Genomic DNA, 25850 nt, shown 5'->3' with positions numbered 1-25850 from the left:
ACGGCATCGCCCACTTTGGACACTCCCGATGAACCTCGAGAAAGTCATCTTCGGCTTCTTCATCGTCTTCGCCGCCACGCTCAACTTCGGCTTCTTCATCGGCGAGATCGACAACCCCAGCCATCACGACATCTACGAGCTGTTCGCTGCCATCGTGGTCAACCTCATCGCCACCGTGCTCAAGTTCGGTGACCGCACCCAGATCGGCGCCATCCACCTGGCCACCAGCCTGGTGGCCGACCTGCAGTTGCTCGCCGCCGCCATGGTGTGGGGCTACGCGGTGCACGTGGCCGGCACCGGCCTCACCTCGGGCATCATGTCCAGCATCGTCTCCCTGTCGGGCGGCGCCCTCTTTGCCAACGTGATCTCGGTGGTCATCCTGATCGCCGAAACCATCATGCAGCGGCGCTGATGCCGTGACCAGCAGCACCCCTACCAGCACGATCTTCCTCGTCCTGCGGCGGCTGCGCACGCCGCTGATCGTGCTCATCACCATCTTCGCGCTGTCGGTGCTGGGCCTCACCCTCGTGCCCGGCCCGCTCGATTCCAATGGGGTGATCCAGCGCCTCAGCTTCTTCCACGCGGTGTACTTCTTCAGCTACACCGCCACCACCATCGGCTTCGGCGAGATCCCCTACGCCTTCTCCGAGCAGCAGCGCCTGTGGGTGACCCTGTGCATCTACCTGTCGGTGATCGGCTGGGCCTACACCCTGGGCACCGTGTTCGCGATGCTGCAGGACAAGAACTTCCTCAACGCCGTGGCCGTGCAGCGCTTTGCCCGCCAGGTGCGGCGCCTGCGCGAGCACTTCTTCCTGGTCTGCGGGTATGGTGAGACCGGGCGCCTGATCTGCAAGGCCCTGGATGAGCTGGGCTACCGGGCGGTGGTCATCGAGAAGGACGAAGCCAAGGTGGGCGACCTGGAACTGCAGAGCTACTCGGCCGACATGCCCGCCCTGTGCGCCGACGCCGGCGAGCCCGACACCCTGCTCTTTGCCGGCCTCACCAGCAAGTACTGCCGGGGCGTCATCGCCCTGACCAACGACGACAGCACCAATCTGGCAGTGGCCATCGCCGCCCGCCTGCTGGCCCCGGCCCTGCCCGCCCTGTGCCGCGCCGAGCATGCCGACACGGTGGCCAACATGGCCTCCTTCGGCACCCGCCACATCATCAACCCCTTCGAAAAGTTCGGCGAGTACATGGCCCTGGCCCTGCACTCCCCGGCGGCCTATCACCTGCTGCTGTGGCTCACCGGACTGCCCGGCACCACCGTCACCCGCCACCGGGACCCACCTGCCGGCAAGTGGGTGCTGTGTGGCTACGGCAGCTTCGGCAAGGTCATGACCCAGGCCCTCGAGAACGCCTCACTGCCCGTCACCATCATCGACCGCTCCCCGCCGGTCGATCCGGCCCACCACTGGGTCAAGGGCGACGGCACCGGCGCCGACGCCCTCGGCAGCGCCGGCATCCATGACGCCGCCGGCATCGTCGCCGCCACCGGCAACGACGTGAACAACCTCTCCATCGTCGTCACCGCCCACCAGATGAACCCGGCGCTGTTCACCGTGCTGCGCCAGAACCACGTGGCCAACCGGGCCCTGTTCGAGGCCTTCGAGTCCGACTTCACCATGGTGCCCAGCGAGATCGTCGCCCACGAATGCCTGGCAATCCTCACCACGCCCCTCCTCGCCCCCTTCCTCGAAGCGGTACGCAAGGGCGACGACGACTGGGCCGAGGCCCTGCTCAACGAGGTGACGGAGCGCTTCGGCTGGGGCGTACCGGCCGTATGGAGCGTGGCCATCAACATCGCCCAGGCCCCGTCGGTGTACCGCACGCTGATGCGCCACGAATGCCGGCTGAAGCTCGGCGAGCTGCTCCGCGCCCCCGTCACCGACCGGCCCGAGCTGGGCTGCAAACCCCTGCTGCTGCTGCGTGAAGGCGACCCACCCGTGCTACTGCCCGGGCCCGAACAGGAGATCCTGCTGGGTGACCAGCTGCTTTTCGTGGGCGATGACAGGGCCCGCAAGGACCTGGGCCTGACCCTGTTCAACGCCCACACCCTGAAGTACGTGCTGACCGGGCAGGACTCCCCCGGCGGCCTGATCTGGGAATGGCTGGCCCGGCGCCGTGCCGGCCAGGAAGCCACCCCATGAGCTTTCTGTCAGCGCCGCTGCTGCGTACCGCCTTCGGGCTGGCCCTGGCCGTCATCTTCGTGCTGGCGATGATTCCCGTGGCCGTGGTGCCCGAGGTGGTCTCCAACCAGGACAAGCTCCACCACAGCGCAGCCTTCGCCACCCTGATGCTGCTGGGCCGGGGCGGCTGGCCGACGCGCCTCGGGCTGGTGGCCCTGGGGCTGCTGGGCTACGGTGTCCTGATCGAGCTGTGCCAGCACACCTTCACCACCAACCGCGTCGGCGAGCTGCGGGACGTGATCGCCGACGGCCTGGGCATCGCCCTGGGCTGGCTCGTCACCCGCCCCTGGCGCATGGCGCCGGCCTGACGCTCGGGGCCCGCCAGCAAAAAGGGCTGCCCGAAGGCAGCCCTTTCTGATTCAGCCTGCCTGGCTTCAGGCGGCGAAAACGTGCTTCACCCGCAGGGTCTCGCCCCGCTCCACCAGGCCGATCAGCCGGTCGATGTTGGGGTGCTTGCCCGGGTTGAGGCGCGCATCCTCGCTGTGCTCGGCGTAGATCTCGATGCCCTGGGCCGCGGCCTCGGGGGTGATGGCCCCGTGGATCTGCCCCAGGTGGTTGTACACCGCCAGGGAGCCGGCCTGGCCGGGCTTGTTCTCGATGGTCGCCACCACCTCGCCAGCGGCGTTGGAGAGCTGGATGGAGGCCAGGTGGGACACACCCGGCAGGGTCTTGAGCTTGTCGGCAAACGCCATTCAATTTATCTCCTGTGGGGGCGAATTCATTCGCCCGCGGACTCCGGTCAGATGCGCTTGGCCAGTTCGGCGGCCTTGCCGATGTAGCTGGCAGGGGTCATCTGCAGCAGGCGGGCCTTTTCGGCCTCGGGGATGGCCAGGGTGCCAATGAACTCCTGCAGGGCTTCCTTGGTGATGCCCTTGCCGCGGGTCAGCTCCTTGAGCTGCTCGTAGGGGTTGGGCACGGCGTAGCGGCGCATGACGGTCTGGATCGGCTCGGCGAGCACTTCCCAGCAGGCGTCCAGGTCGGCCGCCAGGCGGGCCGGCTCGGCTTCGAGCTTGCCCAGGCCGCGCAGGCAGGAATCATAGGCCAGCACGGCGTAGCCGAAGGCCACGCCCATGTTGCGCAGCACGGTGGAGTCGGTCAGGTCGCGCTGCATGCGGGACACCGGCAGCTTGTCGGCCAGGTGGCGCAGCACGCTGTTGGCCAGGCCCAGGTTGCCCTCGGCGTTCTCGAAGTCGATGGGGTTGACCTTGTGGGGCATGGTGGACGAGCCGATCTCGCCGGCCTTCAGCTTCTGCTTGAAGTAGCCCAGGGAGATGTACATCCAGATGTCGCGACAGGTATCCAGCACGATGGTGTTGGCGCGGGCGGTGGCGTCGTAGAGCTCGGCCATCGCGTCGTGGGGCTCGATCTGGATGGTGTAGGGGTTGAAGGTCAGGCCCAGGGACTCGATGAAGCGGCCGTTGAAGGTCTCCCAGTCGAAGTCGGGGTAGGCCGACAGGTGGGCGTTGTAGTTGCCCACGGCGCCGTTGAACTTGGCGGTCAGCTCGACGCCGGCGATGGCCTTGCGGGTGCGGCGCAGGCGGTGCACCACGTTGGCCATCTCCTTGCCCAGGGTGGTGGGGCTGGCGGGCTGGCCGTGGGTGCGGGACAGCATGGGCAGCTCGGCGTGCTGGTGGGCCAGCTCGACCAGGCGGGCGATGATCTTGTCCAGGGAGGGCAGCAACACGCCGTCGCGGCCGTCACGCAGCATGAGGGCGTGGGAGACGTTGTTGATGTCTTCGGAGGTGCAGCCGAAGTGGATGAACTCGGTGACGCGGGTGACTTCGGGGTTGTGGCCCAGACGCTCCTTGAGCCAGTACTCCATGGCCTTCACGTCATGGTTGGTGGTGGCTTCGATGGCCTTCACGGCTTCGCCGTCGGCGACCGAGAAGTTGGCGATCACGGCATCCAGCTCGGCCACGGTGGCGGCGGAGAAAGGCGCGATCTCGGCCAGCTCGGGGGCGGCGGCGAGGGCCTTCAGCCACTCGATCTCGACCTTGACCCGGTTACGGATCAGGCCGAACTCGGAAAAATGCTCGCGCAGGGCGGAAACCTTGGATTCGTAGCGGCCGTCGAGGGGCGACAGGGCGGTGATGGGCTGGAGATTCATGCGTAAAGGCCTTGAGGCGAAAAAGCAAAGTTCTCCATTTTACCGTCTTGGAGGGCCGTTCGCCGATGATAAAATCCGGGCTCCCCCAACAGCAGTACCCCATCATGAGCAAAGGCCCGCAACAACTCGAACGCTTCATCTTCTGGAGCCGCTGGCTCCAGGCGCCCCTGTACCTCGGCCTGATCGTCGCCCAGGGTATCTACGTCTATCTCTTCATGGCCGAACTCGGCCACCTGGTCGGCTCGGTCTTCGAGTCCGGCGGCCACATCAGCGAAACCGAGACCATGCTGGTTGTGCTCGGCCTGATCGACGTGGTGATGATCGCCAACCTGCTGATCATGGTGATCATCGGCGGCTACGAGACCTTCGTCTCACGCCTGGAGTTGCAGGACCACCCGGACCAGCCCGAGTGGCTGTCCCACGTGAACGCCGGCGTACTCAAGATCAAGCTGTCCACCGCCATCATCGGCATCTCCTCGATCCACCTGCTGAAGACCTTCATCAACGCCGCCAACCTGGCCGAGCACACGATCATGTGGCAGGTGATCATCCATGTCGTGTTCCTGCTGTCCGCCATGGCCATGGCCTTCGTGGACAAGATGATGAACCAGACCGTTTTGCTGTCAAAACACTAAAGAGAGGGAGCTTCACCCATGACCGCCATCAAACAGGAAGACCTGATCCAGTCCGTCGCGGACGCCTTCCAGTACATCAGCTACTACCACCCGCTGGACTACATCAAGGCGCTGGGTGAAGCCTACGAGCGCGAGGAATCCCCCGCCGCCAAGGACGCCATCGCCCAGATCCTGACCAACTCGCGCATGTCTGCCGAGGGCCACCGCCCGATCTGCCAGGACACGGGCATCGGCATGGTCTTCATCAAGGTCGGCATGCAGGTCACCTGGCCGGACGCCACCATGAGCGTGCAGCAGATGATCGACGAGGGCGTGCGTCGCGCCTACGGCAACCCGGACAACCCCCTGCGCGCCTCGGTGCTGGCCGACCCGGCCGGTACCCGCAAGAACACCAAGGACAACACCCCGGCGGTGGTCCACTTCGAGCTCGTCCCGGGCCACCACGTGGAAGTGATCTGCGCGGCCAAGGGCGGTGGCTCCGAAGCCAAGTCCAAGTTCGCCATGCTCAACCCCTCCGACGACCTGGTGGACTGGGTCCTCAAGAAGATCCCCGAGATGGGCGCCGGCTGGTGTCCGCCGGGCATCATCGGCATCGGCATCGGCGGCACGCCGGAAAAAGCCATGCTGCTGGCCAAGGAATCGATCATGGCCCCGGTGGACATCCATGAACTCAAGGCCAAGGCCGCGACCGGCGCAACGCTGACCCGCCCGGAACAGCTGCGTCTCGAGCTGATGGAAAAGATCAACGCCCTCGGCGTTGGCGCCCAGGGCCTGGGCGGCCTCACCACCGTGCTCGACGTGAAGGTGCTGGACTACCCCTGCCACGCCGCCAACCTGCCGGTGGCCCTGGTGCCCAACTGCGCCGCCACCCGTCACTGCCACTTCCATCTGGACGGCTCCGGCCCCGCCAAGATCGAGCCGCCCAAGCTGGAAGACTGGCCCGCCGTCACCTGGACGCCGGACCTCAAGGCCGCCACTCAGGTGGATCTCAACACCCTGACCAAGGAACAGGTCGCGTCCTGGAAACCGGGCCAGAAGCTCCTCCTCAACGGCAAGATGCTCACCGGCCGCGACGCCGCCCACAAGCGCATCGCCGACATGCTGGCCAAGGGCGAGAAGCTGCCCGTCGACTTCACCAACCGCGTGATCTACTACGTGGGCCCGGTGGACCCGGTGCGTGACGAAGTTGTCGGCCCCGCCGGCCCCACCACCGCCACCCGCATGGACAAGTTCACCCGCATGATGCTCGAGCAGACCGGCCTGATCTCCATGGTCGGCAAGTCCGAGCGCGGCACCACCGCCATCGAGGCCATCAAGGACAACCAGTCCGCCTACCTGATGGCCGTCGGCGGCGCCGCCTACCTGGTGGCCAAGGCCATCAAGTCGGCCAAGGTCGTCGGCTTTGCCGACCTGGGCATGGAAGCCATCTACGAGTTCGACGTGGAGAACATGCCCGTCACCGTGGCCGTGGATTCCGCCGGCACCAGCGTGCACAACACCGGCCCGAAGGAATGGCAGGCCAAGATCGGCAAGATCCCGGTCAAGATGGCCTGATCTTCGCAAGCGCACCAAGGAACCCGGCCCCGTGCCGGGTTTTTTCATCCTCCACGCCCTCCACACCCTCCACCACCATGTTCCGCAGACTGCGCATCGGGATCCTGCTGTTCATCCTCGCCACCGTGGCCGTCGGCGCCTGGCGCAGCGGGGCCCAGGCCACCGACTGGAAGAACTCCCTCCACGTCACCCTTTACCCGATCGCCGCCGACGACTCGCCGCTCACCCGCCAGGCCGTGGCCCGGGCGCGGGTCGACGACTTTGCCCCCATCGGCGAATGGCTGCAGGACGAAGTGCGCCGCCATGGCAGCCCGCTGCTGCAGCCCCTCGCTCTCAACCTGGCCCCGCCCGTCGATGCCCTGCCGCCGGCCTTTCCCGCCGGGGGCAGCAGCCTGGAGATCGGCTGGTGGAGCCTGCACCTGCGCTGGTGGGCCTGGCGCCATGACGCCGCACCGGGGCCGCGGCCGCAGATCCGCCTGTTCGTGCTCTACCACGATCCGGCCCTCACCCCGCACCTGGACCACTCCCTCGGCCTGCGCAAGGGCATGATCGGGGTGATCAAGGTGTTCGCCGACCGCAACGAGCGCCAGCGCAACCTGGTGGTCATCGCCCACGAGCTGCTCCACACCCTGGGGGCCAGCGACAAGTACGACCTGCGCACCAACCAGCCCCTCTACCCCGACGGCTACGCCGAGCCGGAACGCCAGCCCCGCCACCCCCAGCGCTTCGCCGAGATCATGGCCGGGCGCATCGCCCTGGGCGAAGACCGGGCCGAGATCCCGGAGCATCTCGGCAAAGCCCTGATCGGGCCGGCCACGGCATCCGAGATCGGACTCACGCCGCTGCGCTGAGAGCCGGCCGCCCTATCAGAACTTGCCGGGCCGCAGCACCTCCACGTCGACCAGGAACACCACGATGCCGTAGTCGGCGTAGAAGCGCGTCTGCAGCATGTCCACCAGGCGCCCGGCCACCCCCGCGTCACACAGCACTTCGATACGGATGTTCGAGGATGCGCGCCAGGCGCCGTCCCGCACGCCCCGGGCGCCCTGCCCGCGGGCCTCGGTGAGGGTGTAGCCGCGCGCGCCCTGGCGGGCCAGCTCCGGCAGGAGCAGGGTTTCAAGCTCCGCCTCACACACGATGGTGACAAGCTTTCTGCAGGTCAGCGCGGGGCTCATGCCAGGACTCCGTTGAGGCGGAACGCCAGCCAGTGATACAGCGGAATGCCGGCGATCAAGTTGAAGGGAAAGGTGATACCCAGGGATGCCCCAATGGACAGGGCCGGATTGGCCTCCGGCACGGCAATGCGCATGGCGGCCGGCGCGGCGATGTAGGAGGCGCTGGCGTAAAGGGTCGCCAGCAGCACCGCATTGCCCACCGAGAAGCCGAGCAGCCCGGCGGTGACGATCCCCAGCAGCCCCGCGCAGACGGGCGCCCCCACCGCAAACGCCACCAGGAAAGGCCCGGCCCGGCGCAGATCGGCCAACCGCCCGGCGGCCACCAGCCCCATCTCCATCAGGAAGAAGGCCAACATGCCCTTGAACAGGTCGAAGAACACCCGATCCAGCGGATGGATGCCATCCGGCCCGGCCAGCCAGCCGATCAGCAGGCCCCCCGCCAGCAGGACGATGCTCTTGCCGGCCAGCACCTCGTGCAGCAGCGTGCCCCAGCTCACCTGGCCCTGACCACGGCGCGCCTGGAAGACCCCCACGAGCAGCGCCGGCAGCTCCAGCAGAGCCAGGAAGACGGTCATGTAGCCGTCCGCCGCCACCGCACGGCTGGCCAGAAAGCTGCTGGCCACCGCAAAGGTCACCACACTGACCGAACCATAGTGGGCGGCGATGGAGGCGGCATCGGCCCGGGGAAAGCCCGCCAGCCCGCGCAGCACCGAGAAGCAGGCCAGGGGGATCAGCACCGCCACGCCCACCACCACGAGGGCGGGCACGGCCAGGTCGAGGACATCATGGCGGGCCAGCTCGACACCGCCCTTCAATCCGATGGCGAGGAGCAGGAAGATGCTCAGCCCCTCATAGACCACCCCCGGAATCTTCAGATCCGAGCGCAGCACGCCGGCCAGCAGGCCCAGCATGAAGAACAGGACGACGGGCTCAAAGGACATGGCGCAGCCCCTCCCCTACGGCGGCCGCCCGGTGCCGGGCCACCTCGCTTCCCCGGCTCCGACTATCGGGACGCTGGACAACAACGCGTTGATGCATGGTGCTTTCTCCTCAAGGCCCGCAGCAGCGGGCGAGCCCCGCGCCGATGGGCGACGGCTCGCAGGATGGACGCGTTGAAATATAAAATCAAATGAACAAAAATAGACTTAACCATTAATCTAAACTTATACATGTCCCGACGACGCATCACCCTCCGCCAGCTCGAAACCTTCGCCGCCGTCGCCCGCCTGGGCAGTTTCAGCCGTGCGGCGGAGGCCCTGCACCTGACCCAGCCCGCCGTCTCCATCCAGATCCGCCAGCTCGCCGAAACCGTCGGCATGCCCCTGTTCGACCAGGCCGGACGGGCCCTGCGCCTGAGCGCGGCAGGGGAAGAACTGCTCGCCACCACGCGGCGCCTGGACGACGTCTGGAACCGTTTCGAGTCGGCCATCGACGAACTGCGCGGCCTCAAGCGCGGCAAGCTGCGGGTGGCCCTGGTGACCACCGCCAAGTACTTCCTGCCGCGCATGCTGGGCGCCTTCTGCAAGCGCTACCCGGACATCTCCATCGAACTGGAGATCGCCAACCGCGACCGGGTGGTGGAGCGCCTGCGCAACAATGAGGACGACCTGTACGTGATGTCCTACCCGCCGGACGACCTGGACATCGTGGTCCATCCCTTCCTCGACAACGAGATGGTGGTCCTCGCCCCCCGCGGCCACTGGGCAGCCGGACGGCAGGTGAGCCTGGCCGAGCTGGGTGAGGAGCCCTTCCTGCTGCGCGAGCCCGGTTCCGGCTCCCGCCGGGCCATCGACGACTTTGCCCGCCAGTCCGGCGTCAAGCTGCGCGTGCGCCTGGCCCTGGGCAGCAACGAGGCCCTGCTGGAGCTGGCCGGCACCGGCATGGGGCTGGCCGTGATCTCCCGCCATGCGCTGGGGGAGCGCCTCGACGGCGAGGGCCTGGTGATCCTCGACGTGGAGGGCTTTCCCCTGCACCGCCCCTGGAACCTGGTGCATCTGCGCCAGAAGGTCCTGCCCGTACCGGCCCGGGCCTTTCTGGATGAAATGCTGGCCGCCTCGTCCGGCACCCTGCCCGAGCAGGTCTGAGGGGCAGGGGCATTGCGGTAAGCACTGACTTCCGCTTTCACGCCGCTGCGCTATGCTCGTCGGGATATGCCCGCCCCCGGGGTCAATTGCTGAACACAACCGGGCGCACGAACAACGCGAACAGAGGGAGACCCGCATGCCGTCCAACAGCTTTGCCGCCGAAGCAGAGCGCATCCGCCAACGGGTCATGGACACCCTGCTGGGCGCCTTTTCCGAGCTCTCCGAGGGCCTGCTGATCGTCGACCGCGAAGCCCGCATCGTGTGGATGAACGAGCAGTACCCCCATCACCTGCAGCTGCCCGACCCCGCCGCGGTGATCGGCAAGCCGGTGGAAGAGGTGATCCCCAACAGCCAGATGCGCAGCGTGGTGACCAGCGGCCGCCCGATCATGCTCGACATCATGGACTTCGACAGCGAGTCCTTCGTGGTGATGCGCCTGCCGGTCCGGGACGAATCCGGCGAGATCATCGGCGGCTTCGGCCTGGTGCTGTTCGACGACGCCCGCCAGCTCGCCCCCATCATGTCGCGCTTCCAGAGCCTGCGCCATGAGCTCGCCGACACCCGGCGCAAGCTGGACGAGGCACGCCGGACCAAGTACAGCTTTGCCAACTTCGTCGGCACCAGCCCCGGCTGCCTCACCGTGAAGGACCAGGCCCGCCGGGCTGCCCGCTCGACGGCGCCGGTCCTCATCCTGGGCGAGACGGGTACCGGCAAGGAGCTGCTGGCCCAGGCGATCCATGCCGCAAGCCCCCGGGCAAACAGTCCCTTCGTGGCGGTGAATATCGCCGCCATCCCCGAGACCCTGCTCGAATCCGAGTTCTTCGGCGTCGCGCCGGGCGCCTATACCGGTGCCGACCGCAAGGGGCGCAGCGGCAAGTTCGAACTGGCCGAAGGCGGCACCCTGTTTCTCGACGAGATCGGCGACATGTCTCCGGCCCTGCAGGCCAAGCTGCTGCGCGCCCTGCAGGAGAAGGAGATCGAGCCGGTGGGCTCGAACCGCCTGATCAGCGTGGATGTGCGCATCATCGCCGCCACCAGCCGGCGGCTCCAGGACGAGGTGGACGCCGGGCGTTTCCGCGCCGACCTGTTCTACCGCCTCAACGTGATGACCCTGCAGGTCCCCCCGCTGCGGGACCGCCTGGACGATCTGCCGGTGATCGCCGAATCCCTGGCCGACAGCGTGGCCCGCCGCCTCGGCGAGCCGCCCCGCTCCCTCGCCCCCGACGCCCTCGCCTATCTGGCGCGCCATGACTGGCCGGGCAATGTCCGCGAGCTGGCCAACGTGCTGGAGCGGGCGCTCCTCATGTCGGACGCCGACAGTCTCGAAAAGCAGGATTTCGAGCGGATCCTTCCCGGCCTGGCTGACGGCCGGTCACCCCGGGCCGGCGCCACACCGAAGACCCTCGAGGAGGTGCATCAGGCCGCCGAGCGGGAGGCCATCCTCGCCGCCATTGCCGCCGCGGCGGGCAACAAGGCCCAGGCCGCCCGCGACCTGGGCATCTCCCGCGCCTCTCTCTACGAAAAGCTGAGTTCCCTCGGCATTGCCGGCGGGCAATGAGCCCGAGTGTCTGCCAGCACAGACACACCTGTCCGCAGAGGCAGGCAGAATCACCGGACAGATAGAAAAATATTCTTATAAATCAATAAGAAGTATTTTGGCACGAAAGCTGCCATGTCTCCTCCGCATTCAATCAACGGAGGAGATAACAACCATGTCGTTCCTGATCGTACTTGCCTCGCTATGCTTCCTGATGTTCATCGCATACCGGGGCTACAGCGTCATCCTGTTCGCCCCGGTGGCGGCCCTCGGTGCAGTGCTGTTCACCGACCCGACCCTGGTCGCCCCCATGTTCACCGGCCTCTTCATGGACAAGATGGTCGGCTTCGTGAAGAACTACTTCCCGGTCTTCCTGCTCGGCGCAATCTTCGGCAAGGTCATCGAGCTGTCGGGCTTCTCCAAGTCCATCGTGTCCTCGGTGATCAAGCTGGTGGGCGCCGAGCGGGCCATGCTCTCCATCGTGCTGGTGTGCGCCCTGCTCACCTACGGCGGCGTCTCCCTGTTCGTGGTGGTCTTTGCGGTCTATCCCTTTGCCGCCGAGATGTTCCGCCAGGGCGGCATCCCCAAGCGCCTGATCCCCGGCACCATCGCCCTGGGCGCCTTCTCCTTCACCATGGACTCCCTGCCGGGCACCCCGCAGATCCAGAACGTGATCCCCACCACCTTCTTCAAGACCAACATCTACGCAGCCCCCGTGCTGGGTGTGCTGGGCTCGATCTTCATCTTCCTGGCCGGCATGGCCTACCTGGAATGGCGCCGCCGCGCCGCCCGGGCTGCTGGCGAGGGCTACGGCACCGAGCTGGTCAATGAACCCGAGCCCTTCGACGACAAGGAAAAGCTGGCCAACCCGGTGCTGGCCATCCTGCCGCTGGTGCTGGTGGGCGTGACCAACAAGCTGTTCACCGACCTCATCCCCCAGATCTACGGCAAGAGCCATTCCTTCGTGCCGGCGGTGATCGGCAAGGCCGCCCCGGTGGTCCAGGACGTTTCCAAGATCGCCGCCATCTGGGCGGTGGAGGGCGCGCTGCTGGTGGGCATCCTGACGGTCATGGTGTTTGCCTGGCGCACCGTCGCCGCGCGCTTTGCCGACGGCACCAAGGCCGCTGTGGGCGGCGCGTTGCTGGCCTCCATGAACACCGCCTCCGAGTACGGCTTCGGTGCCGTCATCGCCGCCCTGCCCGGCTTCCTGGTGGTGGCCGATGCCCTCAAGGTGATCCCCAACCCGCTGGTCAATGAGGCCATCACCGTCACCACCCTGGCCGGCATCACCGGCTCGGCATCGGGGGGCATGGGCATCGCCCTGGCTGCCATGTCGGAAACCTTCATCAACGCCGCCAACGCGGTGGGCATTCCCCTTGAAGTGCTGCACCGGGTGGCCTCGATGGCTTCCGGCGGCATGGACACCCTGCCCCACAACGGCGCCGTCATCACCCTGCTGGCCGTCACCGGCCTGACCCACAAGGTGGCCTACAAGGACATCTTCGCGATCACCCTGATCAAGACCAGCGCCGTCTTCTTCGTGATCGCCACCTACTACGCGACCGGTCTGGTCTGACCCCACCGCCACCAGGAGCACACATGGACACCATGACTCCCGCCCCCGCCGGGCAAGGCAAGATCGTCTCGGCCCGCACTGCCGTCTCGCGCATCCGCAAGGGCAGCACCGTGGCCACCGGCGGCTTCGTCGGCATCGGCTTTCCCGAAAACATCGCCGTGGCCCTGGAGGCCCTGTACCTGGAGAACCAGGCCCAGGACCTGCCGCCCGCAGACGGCCCCTCCGCCCTGACCCTGGTGTATGCCGCCGGGCAGGGCGACGGCAAGACCCGCGGGCTCAACCATCTGGGCCATGACGGCCTGGTCGCCCGGGTGATCGGCGGCCACTGGGGCCTGGTGCCCCGCCTGCAGGCCCTGGCCGTGGCCGACCGGGTCGAAGCCTGGAACCTGCCCCAGGGGGTCATTACCCACCTGTTCCGGGACATCGCCGCCGGCAAGCCCGGCACCCTGACCCGGGTGGGGCTGGGCACCTTCGTCGATCCGCGCTTCGGCGGCGGCAAGCTCAACGCCCGCACCACCACCGATCTGGTCCGGCTGATGGAGATCGACGGCGAGGAATACCTCTTCTACAAGGCCTTCCCGATCCACGTGGGCATCATCCGCGGCACCACCGCCGACCCGGACGGCAACATCACCATGGAGAAGGAGGCCCTCACGCTGGAGGCCCAGGCCATCGCCATGGCTGCCCACAACAGCGGCGGCATCGTCATCGCCCAGGTGGAGCGGATCGCCGAGCGGGGCAGCCTGAACCCCCGGCAGGTGAAGATCCCCGGCATTTTCGTGAACTACGTGGTCCAGGCGGAGAACCCGGAATACCACATGCAGACCTTCATCGAGACCTACAGCCCGGCCTTCTCCGGCGAGCTCAAGGTGCCCCTGTCGGCGCTGGCCCCCATGGAGATGAGCGAGCGCAAGATCATCGCCCGCCGGGCCGCCATGGAGCTGGCCCGGGGCGCGGTGGTGAACCTGGGGATAGGCATGCCCGAAGGCGTGGCGGCCGTGGCGGCCGAGGAGCGGGTGAATGACCTGATCACCATGACCGCCGAACCCGGTGTCATCGGTGGCGTACCGGCGGGAGGGCTCAACTTCGGCGCGGCGGTGAACCCCCAGGCCATCATCGACCAGCCCAGCCAGTTCGACTTCTACGACGGCGGCGGGCTGGACATTGCCTTCCTCGGGCTGGCCCAGGCAGACCAGGAGGGCAACCTCAATGTGTCGCGCTTCGGCACCCGCCTGGCCGGCGCCGGGGGTTTCATCAACATCAGCCAGAACGCCAAGAAGGTGGTCTTCGTGGGGACGTTTACCGCGGGGAACCTGGAGGTGGTGGTGCGCGACGGCGGCCTCGCCATCCTGACGGACGGGCAGGCCTCGAAGTTCGTCCACGAGGTGGAGCACCGGACCTTCAGCGGCCCCCAGGCCGTCCGGCGCGGCACGCCGGTGCTCTACATCACCGAGCGCTGCGTGTTTCAGCTGGGCCCGGACGGGCTGGAGCTGATCGAGGTGGCACCGGGGATCGACATCGAGAAGGACATCGTCGGGCGGATGAGCTTCCGCCCCCACATCCCGCGGCCTCCCCGGCTCATGGACCCGCGCATCTTTGCCGAGGGCCCCATGCACCTGCGCGACGACATCCTGCAGGACGGAACGGCCGTGTGAGGCCGCAGGTCGGCCTCAGCGGATGACGTCGACGATCTCGACGCCCATCTCGTAAAGGCCGCCCTCCAGGCCATGGCAGCGGCGCACCCGCACCCGGGCATGCAGCGGCATGAAGGGGCCGCCGTGCTCCGGGGGCAGCACCGCCACCTCGAAGACTTCGTCCATGCGCGGGACGTGGGTGGAGTGGATGGTCATGCCCCCCACCCCGAGCTCGACGCAATCGCCGACGATGGGTGCGGCGGCACCGGCGAGCTTGATGCCCACCTTGCAGCCCAAAGGGATGCGACGATCCCGGCGACGTTCGCTCATGCGGTCCATTTGATCAAATCCAGCGGTCGAAGCGCGCACCTTACGAAACTCGGCCCGCCACGGCAAGGTTCAGAGACGCTTGCAGGCAGTGCCGCACGGCCCTGCAGGAATCAGGGCGCGGTCGAGGCGAGCGGAGCGGGCAGACGGCGCAGGCGGATCTCGCCGAGCGCCACGCGCTGGGAGAAGGGGCGGTTGCTGTCTATGCCCTCCTCCCAGGCAGTCACGTCGTAGCCCGCAAAACCCGGCTGGCTCGCCAGCTGGGCGGCACGCCGGGCAAAGACCTGGCGGGCCTCGCCGTCGCCGCCGGAATGCAGGGCCTTCATGCGCAGCACGAGGCGGTAGCGTTCCTCCCCCAGACGGGCTTCCTGCACCGTCCAGTTGGGTGCCAGCGGGTCCACCAGGGCATAGACAGCCACGCCGGCCGCCAGGGCCGGAATCTTCAGATAGCCGTTGTCGAGGGCCACCACCGCCGCGGTGGGGAGCAGCAGCCAGTCGTGGGGTGGATCGCCGATGGTGCTGCAGGCCCCAAGCAGACTGGCAAGGGCCGTCAGCACCGGCAGGCGCAGGAGGCGCGGAAGCATCACGGATCAGCTGCCCAGGTAGTTGAACAGGGACAGGTTGCTGACCCGCATGAAGCTCTGCTGGGCAGCCTGCAGATAGGTCTGCTGCTGGGTCAGGTTGCTGACCACCTGGGCGTAGTCGGCATCCTGCAGGCGCGACAGGGTTTCGGCGTATTGCAGGTCCAGATCACCATTGATGTTCTGCTGGGTCTCGACCTCGACCATGCGCGAACCGACACCGGAACGCACCTGGCTGATGCTGTCCTGGGAGGCGTCCATGCCGGCGATGGTCTGGGTGACGGCAAAGCGATTGACCTTGTCGTTGCCCGAATTGAGGGCGCTGACGAAGTTGCCGATGACGTCAAAGGAGCTGGCCACCGTGGTCAGGGCGTAGCTGTCGCCCGCGGCCGGCGTGCCGGTGAGGGTCATGCTGACGCCGCCGAAGCTCAGGGTGGTATCGCTGCCGCTGGTGGTGACGGCGGGCGCGATGGGCGACGCATGGGTCGGGTCGGCGGTGGAGTCGAAGACCTGGTAGGTGGGGCCGGCGCTCACGTTGATTGCATAGGTGTGCCCGTTGTAGCCCGCCAGGCTGGTGCCCGACACCATGGAGCTACCCGTGTTGCCTGCCGTCGACAGGGCGAAGGCAGAGCCGCTGGGGGCACGGATGTTGTTGAAGATCTCGTCGCCGGAGCTGGTGACCGGCAGGTTGCGGGACGAGGAGATCTGCAGGGTGCGGGCGCCCTGGTCACCCTGGTAGGTGATGCCGGCGGCCATGCTGCCGACGAAGGGCTGGGCGTTGCTGCGATAGCCGGCAAAGATGTAATCGCCGGAAGAGTCCTGGCTGTTGGCGATGGACTGGAGCGCGGAGAACTGCTGTGCCAGATCGGACGCAATGGAGGTCCGTTCGGCCGAGGTGTAAGCGCCGTTACCCGCCTCGACGGCACGGGTGCGCACGTAGGTGACCAGGTCGTTGGCGGCGTCGAGCTTGCTGTCCACCACCCGCAGGGCATCGTTGGCGTAGCCCTGGTTGGCGGCGTAGAGGGCATTGACGCTCTTCGACTGGGATACCTCGAGGGCCCGGGCAGAGGCCACGGGGTCGTCGGAGGGCTTGAGGATGCGCCGGCCGGTGGCCACCTGCTGCTGTGTGTCGAGCAACTGGGCGTTCTGGCGCTGGATCTGCGACAGGCCGGAGTCAAAGATCATCCCGGTGGTGACGCGCATGATGGATTCCTTCCGTGTTAGCGACCGAGGGCCAGGACTTCGTCGAAGAGCTTGGAGGCGATGCTCATGACCTTGCCCGATGCCTGGTATGCCTGTTGATAACGGATCAGATTGGCCGCTTCTTCATCCAGATTGACGCCGGCCACCGATTGCTGGGCCTTGGTGGCCTGCTGCACCAGGCTTTCCTGGGCATCCCGGTTCACTTCCACCTCCCGCGCCTTGTTGCCGATGTTGCTGACCAGCTGTGAATACACCGACTGGAAGGTGGCAGAAGGCTGACCGTTGGCGGAGAGCAGGGTCTTGGTGGTCTGCAGGTTGCCCAGCAGCACGGCGTTGCGGCTGTCCGACACGCCACCGGTGTTGGGGCCGATACTGAAGGTGTCGTTGTTCTGGATGGCCCCGGTGAGGGTGAACTGGGCACCGCCGAAGCTGATGCTCATGCCGCTGCTGTAGGGGATGGAGGCCACCGGCGCAGCCAGAGTCACCGGGCTGCCGTTGAGGGGGGTGTAGGTGACCGGCAGGGTGGCGGGGAAGCCGCTCAGGTTGCCTCCCGAGAAGGTGAGCTTGAGCGGGGAGGCGCTGGTGCCGAAGCTGGCCAGGTCGGCGGTGCTGGAGATCACCGGGGCGCTGATGCTGCCGGTGCCGAGGTTGCCGGTGGTGGCACGGGAAGCCAGTGGCGCGGCGGCAGCGACCATGCGGGTGTCGGTGACCGACACGCCGATGTTGGCGGCGGCATAGCGGGTCGGCAGGATCAGGAAGCTGTCACCGACTTTGGAGGTTGCCGCCGGGTTGATGGTGAGGCCGATTCCGGCTGCGGTCACCGAGGCGCCGTCGGACACCCGGGTCAGGGAATAGCCGCCGGTGGTGTTGGTGAAGGTGAGCTTGTAGTCGTCGCCGCTGAGCTTGGACATGTCGGCAAACTGCACGTCCGGGGTAGCGGTGGTGGCGCTGGAGAAGCGCTGCACGGCCACCTGCGGCACGGTGAAGAAATTGGTGCCCAGGTTGCCGTTGAGATCCTGCCCGAGCACATGCTGGGCGTTGAAGGCGGTGCTCAGGCCGGCAGCGATCAGGCCGAGCTGGTTCTGGGTGGCATCCAGGGAGCCGGAGCGCATGCCCAGCAGGCCACCAAGCTTGCCGCCGCCCAGCAGGCTTTCGGGGATGGTGATGGCGGCGCCGCTCTGGGTGATGATGTTGACGTCGAAGCGGGTCGGGTCGGACGGCGAAGCCTGGGCCGCCAGCTTGGTGGCGTTGGTGCCGACCACCAGGGGCTGACCGGTGCCGATGAACACCGACAGGGAACCGTCACTGGCCTGGGTGGTGGACACGCGGGTGAGCTGGTTGAGCTCCTTGACCAGACGATCCCGGGTGTCGAGCAGATCGTTGGCGGGCTGGGCCGAACCGGCCTGCTGGGCCACGGAGATCTTGTGGTTCATCTCGGCGATCTCGGTGGCGTAGGTGCTGATGGCGCTGACCGTATCCTTGATCTGGCTCTCGAGCCCGGCACGCACGTCGTTGAGACGCTCGGAGAGGTTCTGGAAGCGGGCCACGAGGCTCTGGGCCGTGGAGACCATGGACTGCCGGGCCGGGATGCTGGAGGGGTTGGCCGCCACTTCCTGCACGCCTTCGAAGAAGGACGCGACCGCGGGGGTCAGCCCCACCGTGGGGTCGGCCAGCAGGTTGTCGATCTGGCTGATCTCGGTGCTGTAGGTGTCGTACTCGTTGAACTTGGTCTCGGCGGACAGCACCTGGTTGCTCAGGAAGCCGTCGTAGGCACGCTTGACGGTATCAACCTTGGTCCCCTCGCCGAAGAAGCCCGCACCGGTAAACAAGGCCGGGTTGGTGCTCTGCACGGTGCTCTGACGGCTGTAGCCCGTCGTGCCGGCGTTGGAGATGTTGTGGCTGGTCACCACCAGGCCCGCCTGGGCGGCGTTGAGGCCGGTGAGACCGATGCTGAAGAGGCTGCTGCCCATGATCCGCTTCCTTGGTTCGGGGGAGTTCAAGGAAGGCAGTGCAAGAACTTTGCCAGCTCATGCTGGCCCGCGAAAAAGTCCTCAGGCGCTGCGGGTGGCGCTGGCAGCAAGCGCCGTGCGCAGGGTGTTGCCGTTGATGATGCGGGCCAGCTTGTCGGCGTAGAGGGGGTCGGTGGCATAGCCCGCCGACTGCAGGCTGCGGGCAAAGGCCACGGCATCCTCCTGCCCCGCCACCCCGGCGTAGCGGGGGTTGTTGCGGATCAGGCGGGCGTAGTCCTGGAAGGATTCGGCATATGAGCCATAGGCCCGAAAGCGCGCATTCTCGCGGGTTGCGACGCCATTGCTGTATTCGGTGGTGGCCGTGCCGACGGTGTCGCCCGCCCAGCTCCGGCCGGCCTTGATGTTGAAGAGGTTATGGCTCGGGCTGCCATCGGCGTTCTTCAGTTCATGCTTGCCCCACCCGGTTTCGAGGGCCGCCTGGGCCACCAGGAAGCGCGCGGGGATGCCCGTGACCCGGCTGGCCTCGACAGCCTGGGGCCACACCTTGTCCACAAATGCGCGGGGCCCCGCACCGGCCGGCATGTTGGGCAGGCTTGCCGGTGCCGCACCCACCGGCACGGCTGCCGGCAGCGGCGCGGCAGTTTTTGCCGCCGGCACTGCCGCTCCGCTTGCCGAGGCCTCCGTCGTCGCCGGCGGCACGGCCGCCTCAAAGCCACGGCGGATCGCGCCGTCCAGGGGTACGCCGCCTTCGGACAGCACCACCGGCTCCTGGTTGGCCGACAGCTGGCGCTCGATCACCCGGGCCAGGCCGATGCCGCCGCCACGGGTCGCCAGCTGCAGGGACATCTGCTGGTCGAGCATGGACTGGTACATGCGCGACTCTTCGCTGTCGAACATGCTGTTCTTGGGGCTGGCGTCGCGCATGGACTTGAGCACCTGCTGGAGGAACAGGGCCTCGAACTGCTTGGCCGCCTCGCGGGTGGCCTCGGGGGAGTTTTCCTTGGACAGGCGGCGCAGCCCCGACAGGGTGTTGGGGTCGAGGGCGTTGATCTGGCTGAAATCCTGGGCCGCCATCAGATCACCTCGAGCTCGGCACGCAGCGCACCGCTGGCCTTCATGGCCTGCAGGATGGAGATCAGCTCGAGGGGGTTGGCGCCGACCGCGTTGAGGGCCTTGACCACGTCGGCCAGGTTGGTGCCGCCCTTGATGTTGAACAGGGAGCTGCCCTCCTGCTTGATATCGACCGAGCCCTTGTTGGTGACCACCGTCTGACCGCCGGACAGGGCGCCCGGCTGGCTGACCTGCGGGTCATTGCTGACCGTGACGGTGAGGCTGCCGTGGGCCACGGCGCAGTTCTGCAGGGCCACCTTCTGGTTCATTACCACCGAGCCAGTGCGGGAATTGACGATGACCTTGGCAGCCTGGATGGCCGGGGTCACATCCAGGTTCTCGAGCCGACCGAGGAAGGCCACGCGCTGGCTCGGGTCGTCCGGCGCCCGAACCTGGATCTGCCGGCCATCCACCGCCTGGGCGCTGCCCGGGGCGATGCGGTTGATGGCATCGACCACGTTCTGGGCGGTGCCGAAGTCGGCGTCGTTGAGTTCGACGAACACCGAGCCCCCCTGCCCCACCGGGCTGGGCACGGCCCGCTCGACCGTGGCCCCGCCGGGGATGCGCCCCGCCGACAGGTGATTGACGGTGACCTTGGTGCCACCCGCGGCACCGCCCGCGCCACTGACCGCCAGGTTGCCCTGGGCCATGGCGTAGATCTGCCCGTCGGCGCCCTTCAGGGGCGTCATGACCAGGGTGCCGCCCTTGAGGGAGCGGGCATTGCCCATGGACGACACGGTGACATCGATCTGCTGGCCCGGGCGGGCAAAAGGCGGCAGGTTGGCGGTGACCATGACGGCCGCCACGTTGCGCAGTTGCAGGGACTGCCCCGGCGGCAGGGTGATGCCCAGGTTGCCGAGCATGTTGATGATGCTCTGCACCGTGAAGGGGGTCTGGGTGGTCTGGTCGCCGGATCCGTCCAGGCCCACCACCAGGCCATAGCCGATGAGCTGGTTCTGGCGCACGCCGCCGATGGAGGCGAGATCCTTGAGGCGCTCGGCGCTGGCCGGCGTGCTCGCCAGCACGCCGAGGCAGGTCATCAGGGCAACACAGAGTCGGGAGATGCGCGTCATGGCCCGCCTCCTCAGAACGGCAAGACGTTGGTGAAGAAGCGCTGCATCCAGCCCATGCGCTGGGTCTCGTCGATGTAGCCGTTGGCCTTGTATTCGACCCGGGCATCGGCCACCTGGGTGGACTGCACGGTGTTGCCGCCGGTGACATAGACCGGGTTGACCACGCCGGAGAAGCGGATGAACTCGTTGCCCTGGTTGATGGCCACCTGCTTTTCGCCGGACACAAGCAGGTTGCCGTTGGGCAGCACCTCGATGACCGTGGTGGTGATGGTGCCGCGGAAGTCGTTGTTGGCGGCCGCATCGCCCTTGCCCTGGAACTTGCTGGCATCCGAGGCGGTGGCCCCCAGCCCGGCCAGGGCCGCCAGGGGCACCTTGGCCAGGGCCGAGATGGACGCGCTGAGGGTAGCGTTGCGCTCGGCGTTGGCCGAGGAAGACTTGCTGGCCTGGGTCTGCTCGACGAGGTTGATGGTGATCACGTCGCCCACAAAGCGCGCGCGCCGGTCTTCGAACAGGGGCCGCGAGAAGCTCGACTGGAAGATGGCACCGGGCTGGGAAGCCTGGGCGGTGCGCGGTTCGGGGCGGACACTCAGGGGCTGGTGCACCGCCGTCGGCGGGGTGGTCTGCAGGGCCGAGCAGCCGGCCAGGGTGGCCAGCAGCAGGGGGGGCAGGATGCGGAACGCTTGCATGGTCGTTCTCCGCCCGGCGGGCGCTTACAGGGAGGTGAGCTTGCCGAGCATGTTGTCGGACGTGGACACGGCGCGGGAGTTGAGCTCGTAGGCGCGCTGGGTCTGGATCATCAACACCAGCTCTTCGGCGACGTTGACGTTGGAGGTCTCCACGTATTTCTGGGCCAGGGTACCGACGCCGTTGGTGCCCGGGGTGTTGGGGTTGGGCGCGCCGCTGGCGGCGGTTTCCAGGTAGAGGTTTTCACCTACGCTCTGCAGGCCGCCCGGATTGACGAAGCCGACGATCTGGATGTTGCCGATCTGTGCCGGGGCCGCCTGGTTGGGCAGGGTCACCGACACCACGCCGTCCTTGCCGATGGTCAGGGACAGGGCATTGGCGGGGATGGTGATGGCCGGCTGCAGGGCATAGCCGCTGGAGGTGACCACCTGGCCGTTGGCGTCCTTCTGAAAGGCACCGTCGCGGGTGTAGGCGGTGGAGCCGTCGGGCAGCAGGATCTGGAAGAAGCCTTCGCCCTGGATGGCCACGTCGAGGGCGTTGCCGGTCTGGGTGAGGTTGCCCTGGGTGTGGATGCGCTCGGTGGCGATGGGGCGCACGCCGGTACCGATCTGCAGGCCCGAGGGGATGGTCGTCTGCTGGGTGGACTGGGCGCCCGGTTGCCGCAGGTTCTGGTAGAGCAGGTCCTCGAACACCGCCCGCGCGCGCTTGAAGCCGTTGGTGGAGACGTTGGCGAGGTTGTTGGAGATGACGTCGAGCTGGGTCTGCTGGGCGTCGAGGCCGGTGCGGGCAATCCAGAGGGAGCGGATCATGGGGGGCTCCAGGGTGTCAGGTGCAGGCCGCGCGGAGCGGCGGAGGAAAGGACGGTTTCTATACTAGACACAGCAAGAGGCGTTCCAGGTGCAGAGCAGCGGGAGAAAGCCCCGTCATTTCCTGATCGGGCCATCAGGCCCGGGGGTCAGACCTGCGCCAGATCAGCTCTTGGCGACGAGCTGGGAGGCGGATCGGTCCATTTCCTGGGCAACGGACAGCAGCTTGGTCTGGGTTTCGTAGTGCCGAGCCAGGGAGATCATGGTCACCATCTGCTCGACCACGTTTACGTTGCTGCCTTCCAGGTAGCCGGAGGCAACGCGGACGGCAGGATCTGCCGGTGCAGGATTGCCGTCGGCAAGGCGAAAATAGCCGTCGCCGCCCCGGCGCATGTCCTGCTCGGGCGGATTGACGAGCTTCAGCTGCCCCACGGTGGTGGTGTTGTTGCGGGCCCCGGTACGGGGAACCGCCGAGAGGGTGCCGTCGGCACCCACCACCACTTCCACATCGGGCGGCACGGTGATCGGGCCGCCGCTCCCCACCACCGGCAGGCCGCTGCGAGTCTGCAGGATGCCGTTGGCGCTCACTTCCAGACTGCCGTTGCGGGTGTAAGCCTCGGTGCCGTCGGGCAGCTGCACGGCCAGCCAGCCCTTGCCCTGCACAGCCACGTCCATGGCGCGATTGGTGTGCTGCAGCGGGCCGGGGGTGAAGTCGTCCGCGACACTGGCATCCACCACGAAGGCCCGGGTGGGCAGCTGGGCGTTCTGGATGGGCACGGCACGCAGGCGATGCAGCTCGGCCTTGAAGCCGGTGCTGGTGGCGTTTGCCAGGTTGTGGGCCACGGCCGCCTCCTGCCCCATGGTGGCGGCAGCGCCGGTCATTGCGGTGTAGATGAGACGGTCCATGGCTCAGGCTTTCTTCAGGATCAACGCAGGTTGACCAGGGTTTGCAGGATCTGGTCCTGGGTCTTGATGGACTGGGCGTTGGCCTGGTAGGCGCGCTGCTGGGTGATCATGTTCACCAGTTCGGAGGTGAGATCGACGTTGGAGTCTTCCACCGCCGCCGACTGCAGCACGCCCAGGCTGCCGGTACCCGGGGCGTTGGGCTGCTCGGGGCCGGAGGCGTTGGTGACGGCCCACTGGTTGCCGCCGAGGGACTGCAGGCCGTTGGGGTTCTGGAAGGACGCCAGCCACACCTGCCCCATCACCCGGGACTGACCGTTGCTGAAGTTGCCCTGGATGGTGCCGTCGGCATCGACGGTGAGGCCGGACAGCTTGCCGGTGGTGTAGCCGTCCTGGGTCAGCTGGTTGACCCCGTAGCTGTTACCGAACTGGGTGGTGCCGTTGAGCTCCACCGTGAAGGCCAGGGGCGTCACCGAGCCGGTGGATACCGAGTAGGAGGTGGTGAAGGAGGTGGGCGTCTGCAGCACACCATTGGCATCGAAGCTGATGGTGTTGGGCGTATGCACGCCGGTCACCGGATCGATTTCGGGCGGGAAGCCGCCATCGAGGCTGGTGTAGACGTCCCAGATGTTGGACTGGGCGGTCTTCACGAAATACATCGACTGGGTGTGGGCGTTACCCAGGGAGTCGTACACCGTCTGGGAGGTGGTGCTGGTGTAGCTGGTCGGGTCCGAGGTGCTGAAGGCGTTGTTGGTGGCGGTGCCGGTGGTGCCGGGCACGTTCAGGGCCGCCGCCGCTGCGCCGGTGACAGTGATGTCGGAGAGGCGGCCGCTGCGGATGGACGAGAAGTTGATGACACCGGTGCTGTCGCTGGCCACCTTGACGCGATCCTTCAGCGCGGTCTGATCGATGGCGGTCTGGACCGCGGTGACCAGGGAGCCCACATCGGCATAGGTGCCGGGGGCAACACTGACGGTCACGGGGGTGGTCGAGCCATCGACGACGATGGACAGGACGTTGGCCGGCGCAGCGGCAACAGTGAGGGAAGGCGCCGCAGTGCCAAAAACCGCGGCCTTGCCCATGGCCGACGGCGTGGCCGAACGTGAATCCAGGTTGACGTTGTAGCCGGCACTGGTGGTGGAGGCCGGCTTGGCGTCGCTGAAGTTGAGCTTGATGTCGCCGGTGGTGCCGGTGAGCACGCCGTTGGAGTCGGCCAGCTTGCCGGTCAGGCGCAGACCCGAGGCGTTGACGATGTAGCCGTTCTTGTCGGTCTGGAACTGGCCGTTGCGGCTGTAGGTGATCGTTCCGGCATCGCTCATGCGGAAGAAGCCCTGGCCGTTGATGGCCAGATCGAGCGCGTTGCTGGTGGTGGAGATGTTGCCCTGGTTGAACTGCTGGGACACCTTGTCGATGGATGCACCGATACCCACCTGGGTACCGCCCCCCGCCAGGGAAGCGGCAAACACGTCGGAGAACTGGGCCGTGGACTGCTTGAAGCCGACGGTGCCCGAGTTGGACACGTTGTTGCTGATCGCGTCGAGAGCCTTGGAAGCGATGGAAAGACCGCTCAAACCTTGTTGGAATGCCATTTTTTCCTCCGCTTACAGAATCTGCTTGATGTCGGACAGGCTCACCAGATTGCCGGAGCCCACATCGAGGGAAACGTTGCCGCTGCTGGTGCGCAGCACGCTATTGACGGTGCTCAGCTGCAGCGGGGTGGTCTTGACCGTGTCGCTGCCCCGGGTGGCGCTGACGCTGATGGTGTATTTGCCATCCACGGCCTGGGTGCCGTTGGTGGATTTGCCGTCCCAGGCAAAGTTGAAGACGCCGGCGTCGGACGAACCCAGCTCCATCTTGCGCACTTCGAGGCCTTTGGAATCCTTGATGGTCACGGTGACCTTGTCGGCGGACGTGGCCAGTTCGAAACCACCGTAGGCCTTGCTGCCGGACAGGGTCATGGAGGTGCCTTCGACCATCACGCCCTTGCCCACCAGGGCCGCGGCCTGCAGCGCCTCGCTGGACTGGCTGCCCTCGAGCAGGGACGTCAGCGTCTGGTTGAGCTTGTCGATGCCATCCACGGTGCTGATCTGGGCCAGCTGGGAGGTCATCTGGGCGTTGTCCATGGGGTTGAGGGGGTCCTGGTTCTTCAACTGCTCGGTGAGCAGCTTGAGGAAGCGGGTCTGGGCCTCTTCGGTCTTCGAGGTGGAGCTGGTCGAGGACTTCTGCAGGGCCGCGATGACGTCGGCGGAGGTGGTGGATTTGACGGTGCTCATGATCGTTGTCCGGTGCTTACTGGCCGATGGCCAGGGTTCGTTCCATCAGGGTCTTGGCGGTACCCATCACTTCGGCGTTGGTCTGGTAGGCCCGTGAGGCGGAGATCATGTTGGTCATCTCCTCCACCACGTTGACGTTCGGCATGGTCACGTAGCCTTCACCGTTGGCTGCAGGGCTCTTCGGGTCGTACACCATGCGCATCGGCGCGGCGCTCTCGACCACCTGGGTGACACGCACGCCCTGGGCCACCGGGTTGCCCATGGGGGTGGCGGCAAACACCACCTGCTTGGCCTTGTAGGGCTGGCCGTTGCTGGACGTGACGCTGTCGGCGTTGGCCAGGTTGCTGGCTGTGGTGTTGAGCCGGGTGGACTGGGCGTGGAGTGCGCTGCCGGCCACCTGAAAGACGTTCATCATGCTCATGATCGGTT

General features: G+C 66.9%; 26 protein-coding genes. 10 read left to right on the top strand and 16 right to left on the bottom strand.

Annotation, left to right across the window (positions count from 1 at the left end; all coding sequences use genetic code 11):
- The first annotated feature begins 28 nt into the window (after positions 1-28).
- Genes L6Q67_RS20775 through L6Q67_RS20765 form a run of 3 tightly spaced genes read left to right on the top strand, consistent with a single transcriptional unit; the run spans position 29 to position 2497 of the window.
- A complete protein-coding gene (locus tag L6Q67_RS20775) occupies positions 29-412 on the top strand; it encodes a DUF6394 family protein (RefSeq protein ID WP_296574280.1) in 384 nt (127 codons plus the stop codon).
- Between the two features lie 4 nt (positions 413-416).
- Positions 417-2150: a TrkA family potassium uptake protein gene (locus L6Q67_RS20770; protein WP_296574278.1), complete on the top strand. Its 1734-nt coding sequence runs from the start codon at positions 417-419 to the stop codon at positions 2148-2150.
- Complete coding sequence (locus tag L6Q67_RS20765) at positions 2147-2497, top strand: hypothetical protein (protein ID WP_296574276.1); 351 nt, start codon at positions 2147-2149, stop codon at positions 2495-2497. The genes L6Q67_RS20770 and L6Q67_RS20765 overlap by 4 nt, the downstream gene beginning before the upstream one ends.
- Before the next feature lie 66 nt (positions 2498-2563).
- On the opposite strand, the gene L6Q67_RS20760 is transcribed toward L6Q67_RS20765, so the two are convergent.
- Together L6Q67_RS20760 and purB are read right to left on the bottom strand one after the other, a co-directional pair.
- Positions 2564-2881 carry a DUF2322 family protein gene (locus L6Q67_RS20760; protein WP_296574274.1) on the bottom strand — a complete coding sequence of 106 codons (318 nt, stop codon included), beginning with the start codon at positions 2879-2881 and terminating at the stop codon, positions 2564-2566.
- Positions 2882-2928: 47 nt separating this feature from the next.
- The gene (gene purB / locus L6Q67_RS20755; RefSeq protein ID WP_296574265.1) at positions 2929-4296 is read right to left on the bottom strand and encodes an adenylosuccinate lyase; all 1368 of its coding nucleotides are present in this window, start codon (positions 4294-4296) and stop codon (positions 2929-2931) included.
- Between the two features lie 104 nt (positions 4297-4400).
- Between purB and L6Q67_RS20750 the strand changes: the two genes are divergently transcribed.
- The 3 genes from L6Q67_RS20750 (at position 4401) to L6Q67_RS20740 (ending at position 7336) form a co-directional block, all read left to right on the top strand.
- Entirely contained in the window at positions 4401-4931 is a 531-nt protein-coding gene (locus tag L6Q67_RS20750) for a TIGR00645 family protein (protein WP_296574262.1), read from the top strand.
- An 18-nt stretch (positions 4932-4949) separates the two neighbouring features.
- Positions 4950-6485 (top strand): fumarate hydratase, encoded by a 1536-nt coding sequence (locus L6Q67_RS20745; RefSeq protein WP_296574259.1) that lies wholly within the window; start codon positions 4950-4952, stop codon positions 6483-6485.
- Positions 6486-6562: 77 nt separating this feature from the next.
- Positions 6563-7336, top strand: a complete 774-nt coding sequence (locus tag L6Q67_RS20740; RefSeq protein WP_296574257.1) for a hypothetical protein — start codon at positions 6563-6565, stop codon at positions 7334-7336.
- A 15-nt stretch (positions 7337-7351) separates the two neighbouring features.
- Here L6Q67_RS20740 and L6Q67_RS20735 read toward each other — a convergent pair whose 3' ends face one another.
- Positions 7352-7660: a transcriptional regulator gene (locus tag L6Q67_RS20735; protein WP_296574254.1), complete on the bottom strand. Its 309-nt coding sequence runs from the start codon at positions 7658-7660 to the stop codon at positions 7352-7354.
- Positions 7657-8601 carry a sodium-dependent bicarbonate transport family permease gene (locus tag L6Q67_RS20730; RefSeq protein ID WP_296574251.1) on the bottom strand — a complete coding sequence of 315 codons (945 nt, stop codon included), beginning with the start codon at positions 8599-8601 and terminating at the stop codon, positions 7657-7659. The genes L6Q67_RS20735 and L6Q67_RS20730 overlap by 4 nt, the downstream gene beginning before the upstream one ends.
- Positions 8602-8829: 228 nt before the next feature.
- Between L6Q67_RS20730 and L6Q67_RS20725 the strand changes: the two genes are divergently transcribed.
- From L6Q67_RS20725 to L6Q67_RS20710, 4 genes are all read left to right on the top strand, one after another.
- Positions 8830-9744, top strand: a complete 915-nt coding sequence (locus L6Q67_RS20725) for a LysR family transcriptional regulator (RefSeq protein ID WP_296574249.1) — start codon at positions 8830-8832, stop codon at positions 9742-9744.
- A gap of 136 nt (positions 9745-9880) precedes the next feature.
- Positions 9881-11302 (top strand): sigma 54-interacting transcriptional regulator, encoded by a 1422-nt coding sequence (locus L6Q67_RS20720; protein ID WP_296574247.1) that lies wholly within the window; start codon positions 9881-9883, stop codon positions 11300-11302.
- A gap of 154 nt (positions 11303-11456) precedes the next feature.
- The gene (locus L6Q67_RS20715; RefSeq protein ID WP_296574244.1) at positions 11457-12857 is read left to right on the top strand and encodes a GntP family permease; all 1401 of its coding nucleotides are present in this window, start codon (positions 11457-11459) and stop codon (positions 12855-12857) included.
- A gap of 23 nt (positions 12858-12880) precedes the next feature.
- Entirely contained in the window at positions 12881-14512 is a 1632-nt protein-coding gene (locus L6Q67_RS20710) for an acyl CoA:acetate/3-ketoacid CoA transferase (protein ID WP_296574240.1), read from the top strand.
- Between the two features lie 15 nt (positions 14513-14527).
- On the opposite strand, the gene L6Q67_RS20705 is transcribed toward L6Q67_RS20710, so the two are convergent.
- The 12 genes from L6Q67_RS20705 to flgC form a co-directional block, all read right to left on the bottom strand.
- Positions 14528-14821: a PilZ domain-containing protein gene (locus L6Q67_RS20705; RefSeq protein ID WP_296574238.1), complete on the bottom strand. Its 294-nt coding sequence runs from the start codon at positions 14819-14821 to the stop codon at positions 14528-14530.
- A gap of 110 nt (positions 14822-14931) precedes the next feature.
- The gene (locus tag L6Q67_RS20700; protein ID WP_296574234.1) at positions 14932-15402 is read right to left on the bottom strand and encodes a hypothetical protein; all 471 of its coding nucleotides are present in this window, start codon (positions 15400-15402) and stop codon (positions 14932-14934) included.
- Between the two features lie 6 nt (positions 15403-15408).
- Complete coding sequence (flgL, locus tag L6Q67_RS20695; protein ID WP_296574231.1) at positions 15409-16602, bottom strand: flagellar hook-associated protein FlgL; 1194 nt, start codon at positions 16600-16602, stop codon at positions 15409-15411.
- Between the two features lie 17 nt (positions 16603-16619).
- Positions 16620-18572, bottom strand: coding sequence for a flagellar hook-associated protein FlgK (gene flgK / locus L6Q67_RS20690; RefSeq protein ID WP_296574228.1), 1953 nt, complete (start codon positions 18570-18572; stop codon positions 16620-16622).
- 81 nt (positions 18573-18653) lie between these two features.
- Positions 18654-19646: a flagellar assembly peptidoglycan hydrolase FlgJ gene (gene flgJ / locus L6Q67_RS20685; protein WP_296574226.1), complete on the bottom strand. Its 993-nt coding sequence runs from the start codon at positions 19644-19646 to the stop codon at positions 18654-18656.
- Positions 19646-20755: a flagellar basal body P-ring protein FlgI gene (locus L6Q67_RS20680; protein ID WP_296574221.1), complete on the bottom strand. Its 1110-nt coding sequence runs from the start codon at positions 20753-20755 to the stop codon at positions 19646-19648. Before L6Q67_RS20680 ends, flgJ begins: the two co-directional genes overlap by 1 nt.
- A gap of 11 nt (positions 20756-20766) precedes the next feature.
- Positions 20767-21441, bottom strand: a complete 675-nt coding sequence (locus tag L6Q67_RS20675) for a flagellar basal body L-ring protein FlgH (RefSeq protein ID WP_296574218.1) — start codon at positions 21439-21441, stop codon at positions 20767-20769.
- 24 nt (positions 21442-21465) lie between these two features.
- Complete coding sequence (gene flgG / locus L6Q67_RS20670; RefSeq protein WP_296574215.1) at positions 21466-22248, bottom strand: flagellar basal-body rod protein FlgG; 783 nt, start codon at positions 22246-22248, stop codon at positions 21466-21468.
- A 162-nt stretch (positions 22249-22410) separates the two neighbouring features.
- On the bottom strand, positions 22411-23151 hold the full coding sequence (gene flgF, locus L6Q67_RS20665) for a flagellar basal-body rod protein FlgF (protein ID WP_296574212.1): 741 nt from the start codon (positions 23149-23151) through the stop codon (positions 22411-22413).
- Positions 23152-23171: 20 nt separating this feature from the next.
- On the bottom strand, positions 23172-24737 hold the full coding sequence (locus tag L6Q67_RS20660) for a flagellar hook protein FlgE (protein WP_296574209.1): 1566 nt from the start codon (positions 24735-24737) through the stop codon (positions 23172-23174).
- A gap of 12 nt (positions 24738-24749) precedes the next feature.
- Positions 24750-25421 carry a flagellar hook assembly protein FlgD gene (locus L6Q67_RS20655; protein ID WP_296574206.1) on the bottom strand — a complete coding sequence of 224 codons (672 nt, stop codon included), beginning with the start codon at positions 25419-25421 and terminating at the stop codon, positions 24750-24752.
- 16 nt (positions 25422-25437) lie between these two features.
- Complete coding sequence (flgC, locus tag L6Q67_RS20650) at positions 25438-25842, bottom strand: flagellar basal body rod protein FlgC (protein ID WP_296574202.1); 405 nt, start codon at positions 25840-25842, stop codon at positions 25438-25440.
- Positions 25843-25850 lie beyond the last annotated feature (8 nt).

The organism is Zoogloea sp. (genome assembly GCF_023150065.1).
GTDB lineage: Bacteria > Pseudomonadota > Gammaproteobacteria > Burkholderiales > Rhodocyclaceae > Zoogloea.
Note: the sequence above shows the minus strand (reverse complement) of the source record. Positions and strands in the feature narration are given on the sequence as shown.

Bases quoted from the DNA above. Each gene is read 5' to 3' on its own strand.
- L6Q67_RS20775 (WP_296574280.1), top strand. From the start codon at position 29: ATGAACCTCGAGAAAGTCATCTTCGGCTTCTTCATCGTCTTCGCCGCC.
- L6Q67_RS20765 (WP_296574276.1), top strand. From the start codon at position 2,147: ATGAGCTTTCTGTCAGCGCCGCTGCTGCGTACCGCCTTCGGGCTGGCC.
- L6Q67_RS20760 (WP_296574274.1), bottom strand. From the start codon at position 2,881: ATGGCGTTTGCCGACAAGCTCAAGACCCTGCCGGGTGTGTCCCACCTG.
- purB (WP_296574265.1), bottom strand. From the start codon at position 4,296: ATGAATCTCCAGCCCATCACCGCCCTGTCGCCCCTCGACGGCCGCTAC.
- L6Q67_RS20750 (WP_296574262.1), top strand. From the start codon at position 4,401: ATGAGCAAAGGCCCGCAACAACTCGAACGCTTCATCTTCTGGAGCCGC.
- L6Q67_RS20745 (WP_296574259.1), top strand. From the start codon at position 4,950: ATGACCGCCATCAAACAGGAAGACCTGATCCAGTCCGTCGCGGACGCC.
- L6Q67_RS20740 (WP_296574257.1), top strand. From the start codon at position 6,563: ATGTTCCGCAGACTGCGCATCGGGATCCTGCTGTTCATCCTCGCCACC.
- L6Q67_RS20735 (WP_296574254.1), bottom strand. From the start codon at position 7,660: ATGAGCCCCGCGCTGACCTGCAGAAAGCTTGTCACCATCGTGTGTGAG.
- L6Q67_RS20730 (WP_296574251.1), bottom strand. From the start codon at position 8,601: ATGTCCTTTGAGCCCGTCGTCCTGTTCTTCATGCTGGGCCTGCTGGCC.
- L6Q67_RS20725 (WP_296574249.1), top strand. From the start codon at position 8,830: ATGTCCCGACGACGCATCACCCTCCGCCAGCTCGAAACCTTCGCCGCC.
- L6Q67_RS20720 (WP_296574247.1), top strand. From the start codon at position 9,881: ATGCCGTCCAACAGCTTTGCCGCCGAAGCAGAGCGCATCCGCCAACGG.
- L6Q67_RS20715 (WP_296574244.1), top strand. From the start codon at position 11,457: ATGTCGTTCCTGATCGTACTTGCCTCGCTATGCTTCCTGATGTTCATC.
- L6Q67_RS20710 (WP_296574240.1), top strand. From the start codon at position 12,881: ATGGACACCATGACTCCCGCCCCCGCCGGGCAAGGCAAGATCGTCTCG.
- L6Q67_RS20705 (WP_296574238.1), bottom strand. From the start codon at position 14,821: ATGAGCGAACGTCGCCGGGATCGTCGCATCCCTTTGGGCTGCAAGGTG.
- L6Q67_RS20700 (WP_296574234.1), bottom strand. From the start codon at position 15,402: ATGCTTCCGCGCCTCCTGCGCCTGCCGGTGCTGACGGCCCTTGCCAGT.
- flgL (WP_296574231.1), bottom strand. From the start codon at position 16,602: ATGCGCGTCACCACCGGGATGATCTTTGACTCCGGCCTGTCGCAGATC.
- flgK (WP_296574228.1), bottom strand. From the start codon at position 18,572: ATGGGCAGCAGCCTCTTCAGCATCGGTCTCACCGGCCTCAACGCCGCC.
- flgJ (WP_296574226.1), bottom strand. From the start codon at position 19,646: ATGGCGGCCCAGGATTTCAGCCAGATCAACGCCCTCGACCCCAACACC.
- L6Q67_RS20680 (WP_296574221.1), bottom strand. From the start codon at position 20,755: ATGACGCGCATCTCCCGACTCTGTGTTGCCCTGATGACCTGCCTCGGC.
- L6Q67_RS20675 (WP_296574218.1), bottom strand. From the start codon at position 21,441: ATGCAAGCGTTCCGCATCCTGCCCCCCCTGCTGCTGGCCACCCTGGCC.
- flgG (WP_296574215.1), bottom strand. From the start codon at position 22,248: ATGATCCGCTCCCTCTGGATTGCCCGCACCGGCCTCGACGCCCAGCAG.
- flgF (WP_296574212.1), bottom strand. From the start codon at position 23,151: ATGGACCGTCTCATCTACACCGCAATGACCGGCGCTGCCGCCACCATG.
- L6Q67_RS20660 (WP_296574209.1), bottom strand. From the start codon at position 24,737: ATGGCATTCCAACAAGGTTTGAGCGGTCTTTCCATCGCTTCCAAGGCT.
- L6Q67_RS20655 (WP_296574206.1), bottom strand. From the start codon at position 25,421: ATGAGCACCGTCAAATCCACCACCTCCGCCGACGTCATCGCGGCCCTG.
- flgC (WP_296574202.1), bottom strand. From the start codon at position 25,842: ATGAGCATGATGAACGTCTTTCAGGTGGCCGGCAGCGCACTCCACGCC.